This window comes from Chamaesiphon sp. OTE_75_metabat_556, assembly GCF_031378165.1.
Taxonomy (GTDB): domain Bacteria; phylum Cyanobacteriota; class Cyanobacteriia; order Cyanobacteriales; family Chamaesiphonaceae; genus Chamaesiphon.
Window position 1 is genome coordinate 1 of the sequence record NZ_JANNDR010000164.1, and the last position, 15351, is coordinate 15351.

Sequence of the window (15351 nt, forward strand, 5' to 3'; positions counted from 1 at the left end):
TCGCACCCAAGGCAAATTATTTGTGATCACCCGCCAAGGCGAACAGTCAACAGCGACTGCCCGCACTGTCATGCTCGGCCAACAAATCGACGGCCAAGTCCAAATTCTCTCCGGTCTCTATCCTGGCGAACGCTTTGTCGCCCGCACCAGCAGACCCCTCAAAGACGGCGATCCAGTTCGTACCAGCATCCTCTCCCCCAACTAAACCTCAGTCCCAACTCCCAACTCCCAACTCCCTGTCTTGACTGAAACACATGCTCCTCCACTCTCCGCGTGATTTCAGTCGCAACTCCCAACTCCCAACTCCCAACTCCCCGCTCCCAACTCCCAACCGATCGTGCGAACTCCCCACGCCGCTGGCTTCAGCCTCAGCACCCTCTCGATCCGCCAGTATATCGGCACTCTGATGCTGACCCTCACTGTCATCATCGTCGGGGTATTTTTTATCACTCAACTCCCAGTCGATCTCCTCCCCTCGATTACCTATCCTCGGATCGGCGTCCGTCTAGAAGCCCCAGGCATCTCCCCCGAAGTCGCGATCGATGAAATCACCCGTCCGTTGGAAGAAGCCCTCGCCACCACCGATGGCGTCGTCCAGATCTACTCCCAGACTCGTGAAGGCCAAGTCAACCTCGATCTGTACTTCAATCCCGGTAGTAATATCGACCAAGCCCTCAACGACACCACCGCCGCCTTCAACCGCAACCGCAACCAGTTACCCGCATCGATTGAAGAACCGCGCCTGTTTAAAATCGATCCGTCCCAGCTCCCCGTCTACGAATTAGCTCTGACGGCACCTTCACTGCGAGATGTAGACTTACGGATCTTTGCCGATGAAGAACTCTCTCGCGAACTGAGTATCGTCGATGGCGTGGCATCTGCCGATGTCTCTGGTGGCGTCCAAGAAGAAGTCCGCGTCGATATCGACCTCAATCGGCTCCAATCCCTGGGGATTAGTCTGCCCACAGTCCTCGAACAACTCACCCAACGCAACCAAGATGTCTCTGGCGGCCGGATTCGCGGCGACAGGTCCGAACCGCTCACACGGGCGGTAGGACGCTTTCAGAATGCCAATGAGCTTCGCGATCTGGCTTTTGCCACTGGCGGACAAGCGATCGCCAGTACGGCAACTCAACAGCCTAATAATGCAACTACCACCACGACAACTGCCCCAACCACCCCGACGCAGCAAGTGTATTTGCGGGATTTTGCCACCGTCACCGATGGTACTGAAGAGGAGCGGGTACTAGTCAATCTCAACCGCCAAAAAGCTGTCAAAATCAGCGTCCAGAAACAGCCCGATGCCAATACGGTGTCGGTCGTCGATGCTGTCAAAGCGCGGATCGCGCAATTACGCCAATCGGGGGCGATTCCCGCCGATATGGTCATTACGCCCACATTAGACGAATCGGTATTCATCCGCAACTCCCTGGCAGATGTGATTACCTCTGGACTCTCTGGTGCCCTCCTCGCCGCGATTTCAGTATTTATCTTTTTAGGCTCGCTCCGGCAGACATTTATTATCGCCCTGACGATCCCACTGTGTACTCTAGCGGCCGCGATCGTCATGAAGTTGTGTGGATTCTCACTGAATATTTTTAGCTTGGGGGGACTAGCCATCAGTGTCGGACAGGCGATCGATACTTCGGTGGTGATTCTCGAAAATGTCAGCAAACGGATCGAGACGCTCAAACTAGAGCGCAGTCAGCAGCGGACTGCCGATCTCGATTATGCCCGCGCGGCGATCGCCACTGTGGAAGCAAGTAGTCAAGAAGTGGAATCATCTTTGGTCGCTTCGACTGCTGCTAACTTAGTCTCGGTATTACCATTCATCCTCGTCGGTGGCTTTATTTCCCTGCTATTTAACGAGTTGATTCTGACGATTTGCTTTGCAGTTACCGCTTCGCTGATTGTCGCCTTGACAGTAGTCCCGATGTTGTCAGCGCGACTATTCTCGATCGAACGCACTAGCGGCCTCAATCGGCTGTGGATTTTGCGGGCATTCAACCAGCGGCTCGAAGGCGGGACGCGAAATTATGCTAATATCCTCGCCAAAGTCATCCGCCGTCCGGCGATCGTCGTTGTCACCGCCTTCGTCCTCTTGGGCGGTAGTGGCGTCCTGATGGCTGGGCAGATTCCCCAGGAAATTCTGCCGCGTATCAGTACCGGACAGGCAAATGTCAACGTTCAATTTCCATCTGGTACTTCCCTAGCCACCAATCGACAGGTAATGGCCGCAGTTGATGATGTGTTACTCAAACAGCCAGAGACTCAATATGTCTTCACCACGGCTGGTGGTTCGCTATTTGGCAACACCGTATCGTCTAACCCATCTCGCAGTACGGGGAGTGTCACGCTCAAACCAGGTAGCGACGTCCAGGAATTCACCGAGCGCACCACCCGCGAACTCAATCGGCTCAACTTAGCCGGAATTCGGGTACGGGTGACAGCGGGTGCCGTGCGCGGCCTGATCTTAAATAATTCACCCGTACGCGGCGCGGAAGTCGATGTCGTCCTTCAGGGGCAAAATGCTGAAGTCCTGACCCGCGCGGGGCGGCAAGTATTGACAGCACTAGACGATCGAGTCACATTATCCGCTTTCCGTCCCGATGCCGACGATCGCCAGCCTGAAGTCCAAATTCGCCCCAACTGGGAGCGCGCCAGTGCGCTGGGTCTGACGACACAAGCGATCGGTACTACGATTCAAACCGCGATCGAAGGTGCTGTCCCCACACAGTTACAACGTAACGAGCGGCTAGTCGATGTGCGGGTGCAGTTAGATCGAACTCTCCTCAAGCAACCCTCCCAACTCGCGCAAATTCCCCTTTTTGTAAACAACAATTCCCTCGTGCGCTTGAGTGATGTGGCGACGATCGCCGAGGGACAGGCTCCAGGTGAAATTCAACGGATCAACCAACGCCCCGTCTTTATCATCGCGGGGAATCTGAATAAGGGCGCGAGCTTAGGCGCAGCATTAACCGAAGTCCAGCAGATTGTCTCCACCCTCGATTTACCCGACGGCGTGACATTGCTCCCCAGCTACGCCGGACAAACCAATCAAGAACTCCAGCGTGCATTGGTTTCCCTGGGCGGATTGGCAGCCTTTTTGGTCTTCGTGGTGATGGCAGTACAGTACAACTCGATCGTCGATCCACTGGTAATTATTTTGACTGTACCACTGGCACTGGTCGGGGGTCTGTTTGGTTTGTACATCACTCAAACCGCGATCGGGATTACCGTCGTCGTCGGTGCGGTGCTGTTAGTGGGGATCGTCGTCAACAATGCCATCATCATGGTCGAAACCGCCAACCAGATTCGTGAAGAAGAAGGACTCGTTGGCGTTGGCGAAGCCTCTGCCTGCGCAGAAGCCTCTCCCCTGGAGAATCGATCCAGTGCTATCCTCAAAGCCGCACCCCAACGGCTGCGCCCGATCCTGATGACTACTGTGACTACCGTGCTAGGACTATTCCCACTAGCGTTGGGAATCGGGGAAGGGTCGGAATTTCTACAGCCATTGGGCATTGTGGTCTTCGCTGGTTTGACCCTTGCTACTTTGCTGACCCTATTTATCATTCCATGCTTTTACGTGCTGCTGCATGATATTTTCAAACGCGGCAAAGGCATTGGCAAATCACACGATTACCTCCGGTAGGCTTCGCCAACGAGATCGATCGGTGTTAACTGCCGATCGGCAATCATAAATCTAACAACTCCCCGCTCCCCGATCCCATACGGTGGTACAGCAACTCCCAACTCCAATCAACGAACCGACAGAATATATGTCAAGATTGGGAAAGAAAATTTGTGGAGTAGGGTCGATCTCAAGTCCCCTCTCCTGAAGCGCAAACTACCTATTTCTAACTTTATTCTAATGCCCGATCGATCTCAATTATGGTTTGAACCGTTAATCTGGATGGATTTTCGCTTGGCGGTAATCTTTACAGTGCTGATCCCCCTGATCCTCCTGATCTGGGCATTCGCTCAAAAGACAGACGTACTCCAGACTTTATTAATTATTTATTGGCGGGTAGCGAGTCTACTGGCAATCACGGTGTATTTGGGGATCGCGGCGCAGCCGATTACATTTGTGACATCTTTAATCGCGCAAATCTTGATGCCGCTGTCGCTCTGGTTTTGGGTCGATCTCAATGAAGAAATTGCCGATCTACCCGATCGACCCCTCAAACTGGGCTTCGTGGCTTGGCGATGGGCCGTGACGTTCTATTCAACGCTGAGTGCGATCGCGATCGTCCCTTTTGTCTCCTGTGCCTTTGGCAATGCCAAAGCCGATTCCTGTCAAGCTTGGTTCCAACCTTCCTGGCTGTACTACCAATTTTTTCACTCCAATTCCAAGCCAGAATTTCTCGGCTTTCTCGGCGGCTTGGGTTTAGTTATTTACGCCCTCTGTCTGGGATATTTCCTGATTGTCCGGCTCGGCAAGCAAGGTCGATCTGCGCTGGCGGGGGATGAGTAAATTAGTGAATAGTGGATAGTGAATAGTGGAACTGCGTTCCAATGTCGATCGGCACTGGCGAGGGATGGGTTTGATAGTGGAGAGTTGTTTGTGGCACTGCGTTCCAACTTAGCTAGTTTGCTCTCATCTGTCCGTTCTATTCACTATCCACTATTCACTATCCACTATCCACTATTCACTATTCACTATTCACTATTCACTATCCACTATCCACTCTCACAACTCCTCCACCGCCCTAACCCCCAAATAACTTTCCAACAAAATCTGCAAATAGCGACGGACGATCGCGGTTAATCCACATCTGGCCATTGCGAGGTGTGGATTTTGAATTTGAATATCTCCAAACATGCGGCAGTCGCGATGAAATGCCAGCCAGCTTTGAGCTAGATCGATCGTCAATTTCGACCAGTTGGGGGTGCCGCGTGGGGATCGATGACTCCCACTGTTTGCAGTTGACATGGGCAAACTAGACGGCGGGTAAATGTAGATGGCATCGACAACCGCCATTAAGGACTGAATTAGCTGCCGTTCGACTGGGTGGTCAAAAATGCCGATCGACCCCGCCCGCTGTCGATCTTCGCGGCCATACTGGAGCCAGTTGGCAGGGTCGATGTGCCAATCTGCGGCGATCGAGATCACCTGCTCGCGCTCGGCCAATTTGAGCAGCGAGCAACAACGGGCATGAGCGTAGATGGCGATCGCCAGTCTAGATCCAGATCTGCCAGGATCGTGGGGATGCGGGGGCGGGACAGCTAGATCGAGCGGGGGCAATCGATCGAGATCATCGAGCCATCGCTCGATCGCCGCTGGTGTAAGTTGAAAGTATAGATAGCCAGCATCGTTATACCAGCAGCTCAATTCTAAGCCACTAGTACGAGCGACTTCGTGCGGCAGAATTGGCGGTTGACAAATTTGACAGATTTGACAAATTTCTAGTGGCGTTAATAACAATTTTGCGGCTAATCGGTGTGCGATCGTGCTGACATACTGGTATTGTGTTGTTGTAACAGGCTTAATCGACTGTTGGCACTGCCAGAACCACGACTCGTCTGTCGGTAATTCAGGAGCTAGATTGTCACAATTGTGCGATAAATGTACGTAAACTCGCTCGGATATCAATCGTAAATACGCGGCAATTGTTCCGGCAATTGTTGGTGCTAATGGTAGTAGAATCGGGTCTGACCATCGAAATATCTTCATCTCCAAGCCCCGATTTCTAAATTCCGTAGTACAATCCAGACTAAAATAAAAATGATTCACTACATCAAAATACATGTAGAATCATTGAAAATCATGTGCCATTCTGCTGGTTTGTTATGCATTCATCATCTACCCCGCCTAAGAATAATACGCGTTCTTTCTCAACTTGGCATCGACTGCTAGATTGGGCACAAGAACATTATCGCTATCGCACGTTTGCCAAAGATGCCCAAATCCCGACTCGATCGGGATTACTGTATCTAGTCCAGCGTGGCACGATCCGGCTCAATGGGACAGCGGAAACCGAGCCGCCAGCCTACCCACATCAAAATATCACTCCGGCAGAATTTCAGCTCCAAAGTGGCGATGAAACTTTTTTGGGTTTTGTTGGTGCTGGGCAACCATTTGAAATTGTCGATCGATCTCCATTCACGCTGCAAGCTTTTGCCCATACAGATAACACTTCAATTTTCTGGATGTATTGGCACGATCTCGAAAACTTCCCCAGTTTTCGCCGCGAGATTTTAGACTCGTTTCGGTACCAACATCAACGCAAATTATTGTGGTTAAATACCCTCGGACAACGCCATACAATCGAACGCTTACTCGGTTATTTAACCCTGTTAATTGAAGAATTTGGCGAACCTTGCAAGGAGGGGTATTTTTTACCGTTCCCGCTCACCCACGCCCAAATTGCCAGCGCGATCGGGACTACTCGCGTCACCGTCACCAGGCTGATGAAGGAACTCCGGGAAGAACGCAAAGCCATCCACATCAAAGAAGATAATCTGATTTGCTTGCTCGCACCACCGCAACCAGAGTAAGCTAAAGACTACTTTGGCGATCGTATCGTGTTCGCGATCGTTGAATAGCTCTTTAGGCTAAACTAAGAATCGATATACCCATTAGTATCACGGCGATCGTCTCATGATTCTACCCGGTTCGACTATTCGCGTCAAAAACAACAATGATATCTACTACAATTTCCAAGGCTTAGTCCAACGCATCACCGACGGCAAAGCGGCGGTGTTGTTTGAAGGTGGTAACTGGGATAAGATGGTGACTTTTCGCCTCAGCGAAATCGAGCTAGTAGATCTGACTCAGAAATAAATCGGGGGACTAGCCACCATCAATCCATGAACATGTTTGACATCCAAGGACTGAATATTTATCTGATCGGCATGATGGGTTGTGGTAAAAGTACCATTGGCCCATTACTTGCCACTAAATTGGGCTACAGTTTTCTCGATACCGATACGACGATCGAAAAATTAGGATCTCAAAGTATCAGGAAGCTATTTACCGCCGTCGGCGAACCAGAATTTCGCAAGATCGAAACCCAAGTTCTCGCTGAAGTCTCTGCGCATATCCGCCTAGTTGTCGCTACCGGCGGCGGGATCGCGATCGCGCGTGAGAATTGGAACCACCTCCATCAAGGCTTGGTCATCTGGCTCGATCCATCTCTAGATCTCCTCGTCGAACGTCTCCAGGATGACACCTCACGTCCGATTCTAGCCACATCTGAAGATCTTCAGACCAAATTGAAACGGATACTAGCAGAACGCCGCCACAGGTACGCTGAAGCCGACATTCATTTGCCGATTGCGACCCAACTCGCACCTGAAGAAATCGTCGATCGCATTTTAATAGCGATTCCTACTGTCTTAAAAACGTCCAGTATTACTCCAGATTAAAGACAATATCTTCGTAAATCTGAGCGATTCTCATACTGAGAGGCTCCGCCAACGGGACAGTACCATTAACACTCTTAAGTTCTACAAGATCGCCCACGCCATAAGACATGAATTCCCATCGACTGCGCTCGTTGAGTTGGTACACATCCAAACAAATTTCGTTTGTGCTTACCAAGATATATTCCTGAAGATCTGGCGATCTGCGATACAGTCTGAACTTGTCCCCTCGATCGTAAGCTTCAGTACTGGGGGATAAAACTTCGATAATTAAACAAGGGTGACTGATAAACTTATCGGCATGGCGATCGCGTGGATCGCAAGTGACGCTAACATCGGGGTAAAAGTAAGAATTTGATGCTGCGATCTGGACTTTTGCATCAGAATTAAGGATCTGACAGCCACTACCTCGCAAATGATTTCCAAGAGCGATGGTCAGATTGACAGCAATTTTACTATGGTTGATGGTGCCACCAGTCATGGCATAAACTTCACCATCGGCATATTCATGGCGAAACTCTTGTGTTTCCTCCCAAGCCAGATATTCGGCTGGTGTGAACTGGGGAAAATCTTCTTTGAGGGCAATCATTAGCTCAAGTCGATCGTTCGGGTGTGATCAGGGCAATTGTACCATTTTCTTAGTTTCTGGTTCGCCAACGTCAATCGATAAACTGCAATAAATCGAACTCTTGGCAAATATCTAATCATGATCAATACTCTTATGTAAATTCACGGTTGACAGTCGATCGATCCCATAGGTTAAATTAGCGATCGCGTCTTAATATTAGTGAGTGCGTAAGGTGAAAGATAGTCACGATCGAGAGTGGGAAACACAATATCGTCAGCGGGAAATCGACATCCGGTTGCGCCAATTAGCAGCTGATATCGAACGGGCAAATGCGCCTTTGCACCCAACAGGCAAGGATAAGATCGATCGTAAACCAGCTCGTAACTTCACTAGAGATCTGCGGCTAGCAGCCAAACTGTCCGGTTTCTTTGTCGGAAGTATTGTAGTTGTATTTACAGCTTCCATGCTGGCCAGCATGTCATTCTTCATCTTCATCGCCGCCGCTGGATGGGCGTGCTATGAATTAGGCCGCAAATCATCATAAATTTTCAGAATTCACTATTTACTAACCACTATCCACTAACCACTATCCACTATCCACTATCCACTATCCACTTTCACAACTAAGCCCCAACTACACATAACTAAGCCATTATGATGTCAACTGCAAAAACCAATCGTTTCCTCCAAGATTTGGATCGCGTCGCCAGAGTCCGCCAAGAAGTGGCTAGTTCCCTCAGCCGGATGGTAGCCAAGCTCCAGAAGTCCGAACTCGCCGCCCAGACTGGATCGGGAGCAATGGGATTCGATCGAGATTTGGCAGATCTGACCAAAGCTAGTACCAATCTCCAGCAGGGCGTATTTCGGCTGATGGTATTGGGCGATATGAAACGGGGCAAAAGTACGTTTCTGAATGCTTTAATCGGCGAAAATATCTTACCCAGCGATGTCAATCCCTGCACGGCATTGTTGACGGTGTTACGTTATGGAGAGCAGAAAAAAGTCACTGTGCATTTCAAAGATGGGAAATTACCAGAATCGATCGATTTCAGTGCCTTCAAAACTAAATACACGATCGATCCAGCGGAAGCCAAGAAACTCGAAGAAAGCAACAAACCTGCTTTCCCCGATGTGGATTATGCCGTTGTAGAATATCCACTAGAGTTACTATCAAAAGGAATTGAAATCATCGATAGTCCCGGTTTGAATGATACCGAAGCGCGGAACGAATTGTCGCTGGGATATCTAAATAATTGTCACGCCGTGTTATTTGTGCTCAGTGCTTCCCAGCCATGCACATTAGGCGAACGTCGCTATCTGGAAAACTATGTCAAAGATCGCGGTTTGAGCGTGTTCTTTTTGATCAATGCTTGGGATCGAGTCAAGGAATCACTAATCGATCCTGATGATGCCACCGAATTGGCTGAAGCTGAAGGTAAACTCGATCGGGTATTCAAAGCGAATTTAGCTGAATATTGCCAGGTAGATGGTTATGACATCTACGACGAGCGGGTATTCTCACTGTCTTCAATCACCGCCCTCCGCCGCCGGATCAAAGATAAAGAAGCCGATCTCGTCGGTACTGGATTCCCGCCATTTATCAATGCGCTAAATACATTTTTGACGCAAGAGCGGGCGATTTCGGAATTGCGTCAGGCGCGAATTATTGCTAAGCAAACTTGCAGCCATGTCACCGAAGCCGTCGCGCGACGAATCCCCCTGTTAGATACCAATGTCATCGAACTCAAAGCCAAAATTGCCGCGATCGAACCTCAATTCATTCAACTCCAATCAATTCGCGATGTCTTCCGCGATGATATTCGCCGCGTGCGCGATCGTCAAGCGCGATCGATCGCCGATTCGATGAAGACTTATCTATTACAATTAGAAGATACCTTCGAGGCAGATTTCCAGGCTTATCAACCTTCCGATCTGCAACTTCTAGACTTCTTTAGCGGCAGCAAGCGCGAACAGTTCAACCAATCCGCTCAAAAAGGCTTCCAGCAGTACATCAATGACAAATATGCTGCCTGGACGCTCTCGGCGCAAAAGGAACTCACAGCGGCTTTTAGCGAACTCTCAGCCCAAGCCCAAAAGCATGGTGGCGACTATCAGAACATCACTCAAGAGATGGCGGAAAAACTGACCGGGAAAATCCATACCCGCAGTAAAGCTCTAGACGATGATGGTACGCCAGCATGGGCAAAATGGGCGATGGGTTTATTTTCGATCGCGTCTGGTAACTTTGCAGTCGCAGCTCTCGCCGTTGGCGGTTTCAATTTCCAGAGCATCATGCTCAATATCTTTACCACGGCTGGGATTGCGGTTGTCTTTGGCGCGCTGCTCGGACCGATCGGCATTATGGCCGCTGGCATCGGTGTGGCAGCTTTTCAAGTCGAACACGCGCGGAAATATTTCGCCCAAGAAATCAAGAAGCAATTAGTTACTAAATTACCAGAGATTTCTCAGGAACAATGGCAGCCGATTTATAGTGCGGTGCAGGAGTGTTTTGATAATTATGAACGGGAAGCGATCGAACGGATCGATGATGATATTAATACTCGCAAAGTCGAGCTACAAAATCTCGTCAAGCAGAAGGAATCTCAGGAGATCGATCGAGTTACCGAAGTAAATCGGTTGCAGCAATTTGAAGCTGATGTGGTGAAGGAATCTGATTCTATCGAAGCTTTTTATCAAGGCTTCTTAAACGGTTAATCTTGCCAAAGCTAGATAGTAAGTACTTCTCACTATCTAGCTTTTCTTGTAATCAAGCAAGCTTTATTTGCAAATGACAATTCAAAGAAAAAATATAAAATCCAGATCTCCCATACGACAGTTAATCGAAGAATCAAAGTATGCTAGTCGCAAACTAATTTTTAATGGTCAAGATATACGATTTGAATCAGAACAAGATTTGGAATCTTATATAGAAGAACGATTTGAAGATATTTTCCCTGGACTAAATTTGCTGGCACGTCAATATACTAGTGCAAATCAACGTTGTGATCTGATCTGCACAAAAAAATCAAACAAGCAATTAGTTATTGTTGAGCTTAAAAATCAATTCGATCGGTATATTATTTCTCAATTAATTCGCTATCGTAAAGCTTTGTTGCTAGAGCAGCCTTTTTCGGAACTAATAGATTACTCATTACTAATAGAGCTAATTGCTATTGCACCTAAGTTTCATGAGGATAATCATACAGACAAAGAAGCATGTAAATTTGAAGAAAATATCCATCTCCTAACTTTTAACATTGAACTTCAAAATGAAACAAGTAAATTCAAAATATTAGGAAAAGAGCATGAGATAAATTTACCGATATGTGGGTTGCTAGATGCGAATACCAATTTTTCAAATCAGAATCACTTGCTCATACCAGAAATAGGATTTTTTGCAAGTAGATTACCAGAATCACATACTAATTGCGATCGGGATTTCTTGCTTTTACATTCTTTGTTCATGCGTCAACCGATGGTTAAACACTGGACGACTAATAGTAACAAGATTTTGTACAGTACTGGAAAAGGTGAGAATAGTAAAAAGTTAGCAGAGATAACAAATACAAGCAGAGGGCTATATCTCTATTTATGGCTACCAAGCCGTGTTAAGACTAATGTGAAATTGCCGTTGGCAAGATTTGGCTTGGTTTGTGAAAAAAAATGTAGCCCGCTGGCTCTTGCATCTACAGTAAAATGGGTGGTTTGTACAAATGATACAGTAGATCTAAAAGAAGAGCCGAATCGTTTCGTGAATAATGGTTTATGTTCTACAACCAGACAAGGAATGCCTAAATGGAGTAAGGCAACTTGTTACTTGGAAAAAGCAGCAACCTATAGTCCGAACACACGCAGCTTGGTTAACAAGTTATTTGAAGACGCTAAACAACCTCTTGATTTTCAAGATTCAGACTTTTGGGAAAAGATTCAGAACAATATGCCTACTCATTTAGGTTGGTATGTAGATTTAGCAATTAATTCTTGGAACTATCGACTCAGACAACAAGCTATTAATAATACATTACCGACTTAGTGAAAATGCCCACATCATAAAGTAACCTGAAACTAATAACCCAGCAGCAATTAATAAGCGATGTTTGCCCAACAAGGTTCGATCGCGAATTGTGAGAAGCAAGCTAATTACCAGAGGTACTATTACACCCAGCTCGATCGACAGATTTCGATAAAATAGATAGTTAGTTAATTGAATTTTACCAGCACTAGGTAACAGCCCGAATGGTAGCCGAAAAACTGCTAGGCTTGGATCCAGTAACGGTAGTGGTAATACTCCCGTAAGTAAATCCAATAATAAATGAGATAAACCAGCTAATATCGCTTGCCAGCTCATCAGTTTCAGGGTTTTGCCACGCTTACCCAATAAATATAGAATTAAAATAGTGAAAACTGGAACTATTAATGCTCCCAGGCATGAATGAGTAGTCCTAACTCGACGATCGTTATACTGTAAGATTAGCGATGGAATTAGATAGTCAATATCAGGCATCAAGGCGATCGCAAGTGAGTTCCGCTCAAGCTAGCGAACGCGAGGCGCAGGATAATTTGAGCCGCAACTCATCGCTGGTCAAAATTGAAGTTATCGACCAACCACAAACGGGGCAGCCAATGCATCTACATCAGTGCGAAGATGAATCGTCTTACATTTTGGAGGGAACGTTTGCCTTTCAGATTGGCGATCTCAATCTAACGGCAACCCCAGGTTGGTTGATGAAAATAATTAAGAGAATGCAAATCGATCGGTTACCGATCTGAGATCGTTAGGAGTTAAAGACTGGTAGCAGAAATGCCATAATAATCCCTCCAATCACAATAACTTCAAGAACCTTCAAGACCAAACTAGAGTGGTTGATTTTGACCTCTTGAAGCCAGGAAAATCGTGTATCCTCGCTTCGCATTGTCCAATTAAACATTGATAATAGCAAGGGTAATCCGCCGACTTTAGCTCCCATCAGTAGATGTAACGCAAGACTAACGAACACACATACCCACGCGACCAAATGTGCCAGATACCATTGACGCTGAATTTCTCCAGCAGGAAGCCATTCTTCTTTCATCATTCGACCAGTTACCACTGCAAATGTTGCCGCAAGTAACATCAACGTATTTGCAAAGCGATGTACTGATATCCACCAAACTGGATTGCCAAGCTGTTTTAATTGACTGAAAGATTGCTCTTGGACTAGGCGACGATAGCCAATATGAAAACTGTATAGAGCAAAAACTGGTAGAAATAATAGGAACGCTAGAGCAATTGTGCCATGAATACCTTGAATATCTCCGATCCTGGGTAAAGCGAGATTACCCCAACGCTTGTCATAAGTGTTGTAAATCAAAAAACCTGAAATCAAGGCTAAAACGAGTAGTGCAGCAGCAATACCATGCAATATTCGTAGTAAAACAGGCTGATATAGATGGTTAGGCGACATATCTATGTTTCTTCTCATCAGGAGTTGCTCGAATCATCGCAGAATCAAAATGTCCCATAGAAGCTATGCAGTATGAAGTTCTCAATCAGAGGTGGTAGTTAATCTTAATCGTAAACTATTAAACCTTGAGCGATCGCAAAACCAATACCGCGATTACCAACCGAACCGTATTGCCATAACTATGCGATTTTTTAGTTGATCGACACCGACTTGAATGGGGGTAAATAAATACATGATGTGTTTATCCGCTACCAGCTGATCGCGCCATTTTCATCGAAGAATCCCCCGTTAGCAACATCACTCGGTAGGGTAGCGAGTTTGATAATAATGCGGGCACCTTCAACGCAAACATATCATGGACAAACTCAAAAGTTTAATAATTTTCCGGCGATCGGCTCAACACCAAAGCTTTTCGGAAGCGGCGCGGCAATTGAGCATGTCGCCTTCGGCGGTAAGTCGGGCAGTGGCGAGATTAGAGGACGATCTGGGCATTCGCTTATTTCAACGCGCCACCCGCAGTTTGACGCTGACGGAAGATGGTACCAAATACTTCGATTTCACACAGTGAACGCTACGCGAACGCTGCCAGCAGATTTTGGATGAACTAGAAGCCGCCGAACTCGAAATCAAACAGTCCCGATCGATACCGACCGGGACTTTACAACTGAATCTCTCGATCGCGCGGGGTGAATTGCCACCGATTTTGACAGAGTTTCGACTGGGCATTTGCTTTCTCCTACTTGTGAGTAATGAGCGCAGTCGCCTCAGCTTTTTTTACTAACTTTTGGTGGTACCGTCCAGTAGTAAATAGTTGCACCCGCCACCTGGACGACTTTTTGGGGTTTCCAATCCCCCATGTCAAAAGCATGAGAAACGATCCGCGTTCCGGGCTTGAGTTGGCTCAACAACCTGGGTCGCAATTTCAAATTGATCTCTGGTAGCAGGTACAGCGTGACGATGGTAGCTTTACTTAAATCCGTGGTGAATAAATCTTGCTGGCGAAACTCGACACGATCGGTCACACCTGCGGTTTGAGCGTTCTGATTTGCCTCCTTAACCCGTTGCGGATCGATATCGATGCCCACCCCACGGGTGCCAAATTTTTGGGCAGCCGTGATGGCGATCCGACCGTCGCCACTACCGAGATCGTAGAGGACATCATTCTTCTTGACGTTCCCAAGGCGAAGCATGGCGTTTACCACGGCTGTCGGCGTGGGCACATAGGGGACATCTAGTTGTGGTTGGGCGATCGCTCGATTCCCGAACAGGGACGCTACGCGATCAACCTGTGGGGTGTTGCTGGAGGGCAAGTGGATCGCGCCAGCTACAACCAAGCCAACAATGCCCACTCCCGCGATCGATCTGCCTAATTTCGATGGTACGTTCACGATTTTTTGCTCCTAATTAGCTGTGATTAAGATCAGATGTTTGGTAAAGTTATCGAGTCTGCTGGCGATGCCGGAGGACAAAGGGAATACCTAGTGCTACGACAATTACGCCCACGATCGCCCCAGTTCCGGTGTAGATAAAACTGGAGTACAGCAGGTAGCCACAGGCAGCGCAAAACAACAGCGGTAAAATCGGGTACAGCGGTACCCGAAACGGGCGCACTCGATCGGGATCTCGGACTCGAAGTACCAACAGCGAGATGCTGCTGAGTAAAAAGAAAAACCAGAAGATCGGGGCGGTATAGTCAACCATTGTCTTAAACCCATCGCGAGTAACAATGCCGAGTCCGACTAGTGCTAAAGAGATCGCCCCTTGGAATAAGTAGGCCGCAGTTGGCGTACTGTGACGGTCTTGCCAAATACCCAACCACCCAAACGCAGCGACATCTTGCCCCAGTGCAAAGTTAGTCCGCGCGCCAGTAAAAATGGTGGCATTAATCGAATCGAGCGTACAAATCACTACCAGGATGCTGATAAATTTGGCTCCTGGTTCGCCGAACGCCTGTCGCATCAAATCGGCGGCAAC

General features: G+C 47.8%; 17 protein-coding genes and 1 pseudogene. 12 read left to right on the top strand and 6 right to left on the bottom strand.

Features of this window, described 5'->3' with window-relative positions; all coding sequences use genetic code 11:
* The 3 genes and pseudogenes from RMO27_RS06860 to RMO27_RS06870 all read left to right on the top strand — a co-directional run.
* Window positions 1-205, top strand: a pseudogene (locus tag RMO27_RS06860) (efflux transporter periplasmic adaptor subunit); the annotation flags it as partial.
* Window positions 206-334: 129 nt separating this feature from the next.
* Window positions 335-3652 (top strand): efflux RND transporter permease subunit, encoded by a 3318-nt coding sequence (locus tag RMO27_RS06865; RefSeq protein WP_396133635.1) that lies wholly within the window; start codon window positions 335-337, stop codon window positions 3650-3652.
* Window positions 3653-3871: 219 nt separating this feature from the next.
* Window positions 3872-4474, top strand: coding sequence for a DUF3177 family protein (locus RMO27_RS06870; RefSeq protein WP_309730889.1), 603 nt, complete (start codon window positions 3872-3874; stop codon window positions 4472-4474).
* A 216-nt stretch (window positions 4475-4690) separates the two neighbouring features.
* On the opposite strand, the gene RMO27_RS06875 is transcribed toward RMO27_RS06870, so the two are convergent.
* Window positions 4691-5674, bottom strand: coding sequence for a hypothetical protein (locus tag RMO27_RS06875; RefSeq protein ID WP_309730890.1), 984 nt, complete (start codon window positions 5672-5674; stop codon window positions 4691-4693).
* Between the two features lie 116 nt (window positions 5675-5790).
* Between RMO27_RS06875 and RMO27_RS06880 the strand changes: the two genes are divergently transcribed.
* From RMO27_RS06880 to RMO27_RS06890, 3 genes are all read left to right on the top strand, one after another.
* Entirely contained in the window at window positions 5791-6498 is a 708-nt protein-coding gene (locus tag RMO27_RS06880; protein ID WP_309730891.1) for a Crp/Fnr family transcriptional regulator, read from the top strand.
* A 103-nt stretch (window positions 6499-6601) separates the two neighbouring features.
* Window positions 6602-6784, top strand: a complete 183-nt coding sequence (locus tag RMO27_RS06885) for an NAD(P)H dehydrogenase subunit NdhS (RefSeq protein WP_309730892.1) — start codon at window positions 6602-6604, stop codon at window positions 6782-6784.
* Window positions 6785-6816: 32 nt separating this feature from the next.
* Window positions 6817-7368 (top strand): shikimate kinase, encoded by a 552-nt coding sequence (locus tag RMO27_RS06890; protein ID WP_396133633.1) that lies wholly within the window; start codon window positions 6817-6819, stop codon window positions 7366-7368.
* Here RMO27_RS06890 and RMO27_RS06895 read toward each other — a convergent pair.
* Complete coding sequence (locus tag RMO27_RS06895) at window positions 7355-7954, bottom strand: Uma2 family endonuclease (protein ID WP_309730894.1); 600 nt, start codon at window positions 7952-7954, stop codon at window positions 7355-7357. The two genes, RMO27_RS06890 and RMO27_RS06895, sit on opposite strands and share 14 nt — an antisense overlap.
* Window positions 7955-8165: 211 nt before the next feature.
* Between RMO27_RS06895 and RMO27_RS06900 the strand changes: the two genes are divergently transcribed.
* From RMO27_RS06900 to RMO27_RS06910, 3 genes are all read left to right on the top strand, one after another.
* Window positions 8166-8477 carry a hypothetical protein gene (locus RMO27_RS06900; RefSeq protein ID WP_309730895.1) on the top strand — a complete coding sequence of 104 codons (312 nt, stop codon included), beginning with the start codon at window positions 8166-8168 and terminating at the stop codon, window positions 8475-8477.
* A gap of 110 nt (window positions 8478-8587) precedes the next feature.
* On the top strand, window positions 8588-10648 hold the full coding sequence (locus RMO27_RS06905; RefSeq protein WP_396133634.1) for a dynamin family protein: 2061 nt from the start codon (window positions 8588-8590) through the stop codon (window positions 10646-10648).
* A 73-nt stretch (window positions 10649-10721) separates the two neighbouring features.
* Window positions 10722-11966, top strand: a complete 1245-nt coding sequence (locus RMO27_RS06910; protein WP_309730897.1) for an endonuclease NucS domain-containing protein — start codon at window positions 10722-10724, stop codon at window positions 11964-11966.
* On the opposite strand, the gene RMO27_RS06915 is transcribed toward RMO27_RS06910, so the two are convergent.
* Entirely contained in the window at window positions 11955-12437 is a 483-nt protein-coding gene (locus tag RMO27_RS06915; RefSeq protein ID WP_309730898.1) for a metal-dependent hydrolase, read from the bottom strand. The two genes, RMO27_RS06910 and RMO27_RS06915, sit on opposite strands and share 12 nt — an antisense overlap.
* Between RMO27_RS06915 and RMO27_RS06920 the strand changes: the two genes are divergently transcribed.
* A complete protein-coding gene (locus RMO27_RS06920) occupies window positions 12410-12703 on the top strand; it encodes a hypothetical protein (protein WP_309730904.1) in 294 nt (97 codons plus the stop codon). The genes RMO27_RS06915 and RMO27_RS06920 overlap by 28 nt on opposite strands.
* A gap of 5 nt (window positions 12704-12708) precedes the next feature.
* On the opposite strand, the gene RMO27_RS06925 is transcribed toward RMO27_RS06920, so the two are convergent.
* Complete coding sequence (locus RMO27_RS06925; protein WP_309730899.1) at window positions 12709-13395, bottom strand: cytochrome b/b6 domain-containing protein; 687 nt, start codon at window positions 13393-13395, stop codon at window positions 12709-12711.
* 337 nt (window positions 13396-13732) lie between these two features.
* Here RMO27_RS06925 and RMO27_RS06930 point away from each other — a divergent pair, with 337 nt between their 5' ends.
* A complete protein-coding gene (locus RMO27_RS06930; protein ID WP_309730900.1) occupies window positions 13733-13945 on the top strand; it encodes a LysR family transcriptional regulator in 213 nt (70 codons plus the stop codon).
* Between the two features lie 27 nt (window positions 13946-13972).
* Window positions 13973-14158 carry a hypothetical protein gene (locus RMO27_RS06935; RefSeq protein WP_309730901.1) on the top strand — a complete coding sequence of 62 codons (186 nt, stop codon included), beginning with the start codon at window positions 13973-13975 and terminating at the stop codon, window positions 14156-14158.
* Here the strand turns inward: RMO27_RS06935 and RMO27_RS06940 are convergent.
* Window positions 14142-14765, bottom strand: a complete 624-nt coding sequence (locus RMO27_RS06940) for a methyltransferase domain-containing protein (RefSeq protein WP_309730902.1) — start codon at window positions 14763-14765, stop codon at window positions 14142-14144. The genes RMO27_RS06935 and RMO27_RS06940 overlap by 17 nt on opposite strands.
* A 49-nt stretch (window positions 14766-14814) precedes the next feature.
* A partial coding sequence (locus RMO27_RS06945) for an APC family permease (protein WP_309730903.1) occupies window positions 14815-15351 on the bottom strand: 537 nt, incomplete at its 5' end.

Excerpts from the sequence above, each read along its gene's own strand:
- RMO27_RS06870 (WP_309730889.1), top strand. The coding sequence starts at position 3,872 with ATGCCCGATCGATCTCAATTATGGTTTGAACCGTTAATCTGGATGGAT.
- RMO27_RS06875 (WP_309730890.1), bottom strand. The coding sequence starts at position 5,674 with ATGAAGATATTTCGATGGTCAGACCCGATTCTACTACCATTAGCACCA.
- RMO27_RS06880 (WP_309730891.1), top strand. The coding sequence starts at position 5,791 with ATGCATTCATCATCTACCCCGCCTAAGAATAATACGCGTTCTTTCTCA.
- RMO27_RS06885 (WP_309730892.1), top strand. The coding sequence starts at position 6,602 with ATGATTCTACCCGGTTCGACTATTCGCGTCAAAAACAACAATGATATC.
- RMO27_RS06890 (WP_396133633.1), top strand. The coding sequence starts at position 6,817 with ATGTTTGACATCCAAGGACTGAATATTTATCTGATCGGCATGATGGGT.
- RMO27_RS06895 (WP_309730894.1), bottom strand. The coding sequence starts at position 7,954 with ATGATTGCCCTCAAAGAAGATTTTCCCCAGTTCACACCAGCCGAATAT.
- RMO27_RS06905 (WP_396133634.1), top strand. The coding sequence starts at position 8,588 with ATGATGTCAACTGCAAAAACCAATCGTTTCCTCCAAGATTTGGATCGC.
- RMO27_RS06910 (WP_309730897.1), top strand. The coding sequence starts at position 10,722 with ATGACAATTCAAAGAAAAAATATAAAATCCAGATCTCCCATACGACAG.
- RMO27_RS06920 (WP_309730904.1), top strand. The coding sequence starts at position 12,410 with ATGGAATTAGATAGTCAATATCAGGCATCAAGGCGATCGCAAGTGAGT.
- RMO27_RS06915 (WP_309730898.1), bottom strand. The coding sequence starts at position 12,437 with ATGCCTGATATTGACTATCTAATTCCATCGCTAATCTTACAGTATAAC.
- RMO27_RS06925 (WP_309730899.1), bottom strand. The coding sequence starts at position 13,395 with ATGAGAAGAAACATAGATATGTCGCCTAACCATCTATATCAGCCTGTT.
- RMO27_RS06930 (WP_309730900.1), top strand. The coding sequence starts at position 13,733 with ATGGACAAACTCAAAAGTTTAATAATTTTCCGGCGATCGGCTCAACAC.